Annotated in this window: 6 protein-coding genes; 3 read left to right on the top strand and 3 right to left on the bottom strand. The window is 65.9% G+C overall.

The annotated features are described in order from the left end of the window. Positions 1 to 464: FAD-dependent oxidoreductase (locus AC1VAN_RS15720; RefSeq protein ID WP_480986151.1), on the bottom strand; the 464-nt coding region annotated here is incomplete at its 3' end. Between the two features lie 149 nt (positions 465 to 613). Here AC1VAN_RS15720 and AC1VAN_RS15725 point away from each other — a divergent pair. Next, the gene (locus AC1VAN_RS15725) at positions 614 to 1,093 is read left to right on the top strand and encodes an Lrp/AsnC ligand binding domain-containing protein (RefSeq protein ID WP_480986152.1); all 480 of its coding nucleotides are present in this window, start codon (positions 614 to 616) and stop codon (positions 1,091 to 1,093) included. A 58-nt stretch (positions 1,094 to 1,151) separates the two neighbouring features. On the opposite strand, the gene AC1VAN_RS15730 is transcribed toward AC1VAN_RS15725, so the two are convergent. Next, positions 1,152 to 1,304: a hypothetical protein gene (locus tag AC1VAN_RS15730; protein WP_025878408.1), complete on the bottom strand. Its 153-nt coding sequence runs from the start codon at positions 1,302 to 1,304 to the stop codon at positions 1,152 to 1,154. A 571-nt stretch (positions 1,305 to 1,875) separates the two neighbouring features. Then, positions 1,876 to 2,250 carry a hypothetical protein gene (locus tag AC1VAN_RS15735; RefSeq protein WP_032977053.1) on the bottom strand — a complete coding sequence of 125 codons (375 nt, stop codon included), beginning with the start codon at positions 2,248 to 2,250 and terminating at the stop codon, positions 1,876 to 1,878. Between the two features lie 138 nt (positions 2,251 to 2,388). Between AC1VAN_RS15735 and msrB the strand changes: the two genes are divergently transcribed. Continuing rightward, on the top strand, positions 2,389 to 2,856 hold the full coding sequence (gene msrB / locus AC1VAN_RS15740; protein WP_025878406.1) for a peptide-methionine (R)-S-oxide reductase MsrB: 468 nt from the start codon (positions 2,389 to 2,391) through the stop codon (positions 2,854 to 2,856). 101 nt (positions 2,857 to 2,957) lie between these two features. Beyond that, a partial coding sequence (locus tag AC1VAN_RS15745) for a motility-associated protein (RefSeq protein ID WP_480986153.1) occupies positions 2,958 to 3,407 on the top strand: 450 nt, incomplete at its 3' end.

Below are 3,407 nucleotides of genomic sequence, written 5' to 3' on the forward strand. Positions count from 1 at the left end.
TCGATGTCCTGCGCCGATGCATCCAGCTGCTGCTGGGTGCGGAACAGCTGGGTGGTGCCCAGGTCGCGCCCTTCGAAATCGATACCGGTCTGCGCACGCAGCTCATTCAGGCAGTCGCGGCTGTACTCGGACATGCGCACCATGCGCKCCTTGTTGATCGCGTAGCGCTCGTGGGTGCAGTTGCGCAGCATCTGCCACAGCCAGCGGTACTGGGCCAGGTCCATGCCCGGCTTGATCGCCAGCGGTGCGTGCTTTTCGAACAGCCAGCCGATGGCCTTCTTCGGCACGCCCGGGGCAGCCCACGGCGAGGTGTAGCCGAAKGACAGCTGGCCGGCATTGGCGAAGCTGGTTTCCAGCGCGGGACCGGGCTGGCGGTCGACGACCGTGACTTCAAACCCGGCCTRTCGCAGGTACCAGGCACTGGTGGYGCCGATCACGCCGCTGCCGAGGACTAGGACTCGCATGGGAATTCTCCAACCCGATCATTCCCTGCATTTGCGTGCGCAGGGGCCATAATCGGGGAAGTATATTCTTCCGTATCCAGATGATTTGCCTGATTTCAGCAATGCAGTCAGGATATTTCCCTGTGATTCATTCCCCGAGCTTGACGCCCATGGCCACCCGTCCCCGCGAGCTGGACAAGATCGACCGYAAKATCCTGCGCATCCTKCAGGCCGAAGGCCGCATTTCCTTCACCGAGCTGGGCGAACGGGTCGGCCTGTCGACCACCCCGTGCACCGAGCGTGTGCGCCGRCTGGAGCGCGAAGCGGTGATCACCGGCTACCACGCGCACCTGGACCCCAGCGCGCTGAAAGCGAGCCTGCTGGTGTTCGTGGAGATCAGCCTGGCCTACAAATCCAGCGACATCTTCGAGGAATTCCGGCGTTCGGCGCTGAAGCTGCCCAACGTGCTGGAATGCCATCTGGTGTCGGGCGATTTCGATTACCTGCTGAAGGCACGGATCAGCGAGATGGCGTCCTATCGCAAGCTGCTCGGCAGCACCCTGCTGACCCTGCCACATGTGCGTGAGTCGAAGAGCTACATCGTGATGGAAGAGGTCAAGGAGACCTGGGCGCTGCCGATTCCGGATTGAACCGACCGGCGGCAGCGGGACCAGACCCCGCAACGCGGGCTCTGGTCCCCTGGCTGCATCAGCGCTGCTGCGGGTTCTTCATGGAACCTTGTTGCGGATTCTTCTTCTGCTGCTCGTTCGGCTGCTGTTGCTGTTGCTGCTGGCGTTGCTGTTCCTGCGGTGTTTTGCCCTGCTGTTCCTTGCCGGGATGACGGTTCTGCTGGTTGGCCATGATCGTATTCCAAGGGGACGAGGGAAGCGCGACGACAGGGATGCCGGCGCAGGTCCACCGTGGTCCTGGTGCGGTTAATCGCAGGCGAAAAACGGGTGATGCGGGGTGTACAGGGCGGGGGCTGTTTTCCGGCGTTCATGTAGGTGGCGGGTTTCCTGCCAACGGCTGAGCCCCTCGTGGCTGCGCATGCTTCCAGCATTGCGGGTGAGGCCGGGTGGGTGGGCTGTGCAGGGGACGCCGTGAATCCCCAGACCGGCCCAGCCGCTAGCGGCTGTGCGTTCGGGCGCTTGCGAAGCAGTGCTTCGCAAGCAAAGCGCCCTCACCCCTGTAGGCTCGGCGCGCCTTGCTCGTGTGCGCTGTCCTGCGCACACGGCAAGACCGGGGTTGGGCGTCCTGCCCAATCCGCCCGAGGCATGCCTCGGGCCCATGGCGCTTGCGCCCCTGCACAGCCCACCCGCCCGGCCTTGGACAGGTTCATGCGGGCGCCAGCCACGGAAAAAGAAAAAGAAAAAGAGCGACAGCGGGTCGCTGCGCGCTCTTTGGGTTGCGCGATTGGTTGCGGGCGCTGGGGTCAGCGCTTGATCTGCTGGCCGTCGCCGGTCGGTACGCTGTCGTAGTAGCGGCCGGTGCGCGAGTCGAACACGCGGTTGGGGCCGACCGGTTTGACGCCGGGAACGATGCGGCCGTTGCGGTCGTAGACCTTGTCCGGCAGCGCCGGCGCGGGCGTGGGGGTCACCTGGGCCGGGCCGGTCGATCGGATCGGCTGTGCCGGCTGCGGCGAGGGCAGCACCTGCGGCTGCGGGCGCGACGCCTGCGGTGGCGGGGCGACAGGCGGCGGTGCCACCGTCGCGCTGCTGCGGGTGGCGGTCGGACTGCCGGTGGGAACCTGCGCCTGGGCAAGCAGAGGCAACAGGGCCGACAACAACAGGACTAGGCGGGGTTTCATCGCGCGCTCCAGGGTGGGCCACCCTTACCCTGCGCCTGCCCCTGTGTGCCGGCCATGAACGGCCATCACACTTGCAAGCGTGTGCCGACACCCCCACGTCTGCTGGCATCCCAGGCCACAACCCCACGGAGAGCCGGCATGAGCGCTTTCGATCTGACGCCCCCCACCGCCACGCAGACCGACGCCCTGGTTGCCGGGCTCAGCGCCGAGGAGCGCCGCGTGCTGCTGCAGCACGGCACCGAGGCGCCGTTCTGCGGGGTATTCCTCGACAACAAGCGCGAGGGCGTCTACTGCTGCCGCCTGTGCGCCCTGCCCTTGTTCCGCTCCAGCACCAAGTTCGATTCGGGCACCGGCTGGCCCAGTTTCTTCGCCCCGTTCGACCCGTCGCACGTGCGCGAGATCCGCGACACCAGCCATGGCATGGTTCGCACCGAGATCACCTGCGCCCGCTGTGGCAGCCATCTGGGCCACGTGTTCCCGGACGGTCCGCCGCCCACCTACGAGCGCCACTGCCTGAACTCGGTCTCACTTTCATTCACCGGCAACGGCGAGCCGTGGCCCGATCCGCTGCAGCGTGGCGGCGCAGAGGCCGGTGTGGCGGGCTGACACGCGCCGCAATGCCCCGCTGACCGACTTCACAGAATTCCCTCTTCAGAAACACCGGTGTCAGGCCGACAAGGAGATATCCCCCCTCCTTGCGTCGCGCCATGCTCATCATCGTTGGATTCCTGGTCGTCATCATCAGCGTGCTGGGCGGCTACCTCGGCGCACACGGCCGCCTTGGGGCGCTGTGGCAGCCCTACGAACTGGTCATCATCGGCGGTGCCGCGCTGGGTGCGTTCCTGGTCGGCACCCCGGCCAAGACGGTCAAGCAGACGCTGCAGGCCATGGTCGGCGTGTTCAAGGGCCCGCGCTACAAGCAGCAGGACTACATCGACGTCCTCAGCCTGGTCTACGAACTGCTCAACAAGGCCCGCCGTGAAGGCTTCATGGCGCTGGAAGACCACGTCGAGCGCCCGGCCGAAAGCGCGCTGTTCGGCAACTACCCGAAGGTGCAGGCCGACCACCACCTGATCGACTTCATCACTGACTGCCTGCGCCTGATGATCGGCAGCAACATCGAGCCGCATGAGCTGGAGCCACTGCTGGAGCTGGAG

It is taken from the genome of Stenotrophomonas sp. 05L44_2 (assembly GCF_056665995.1).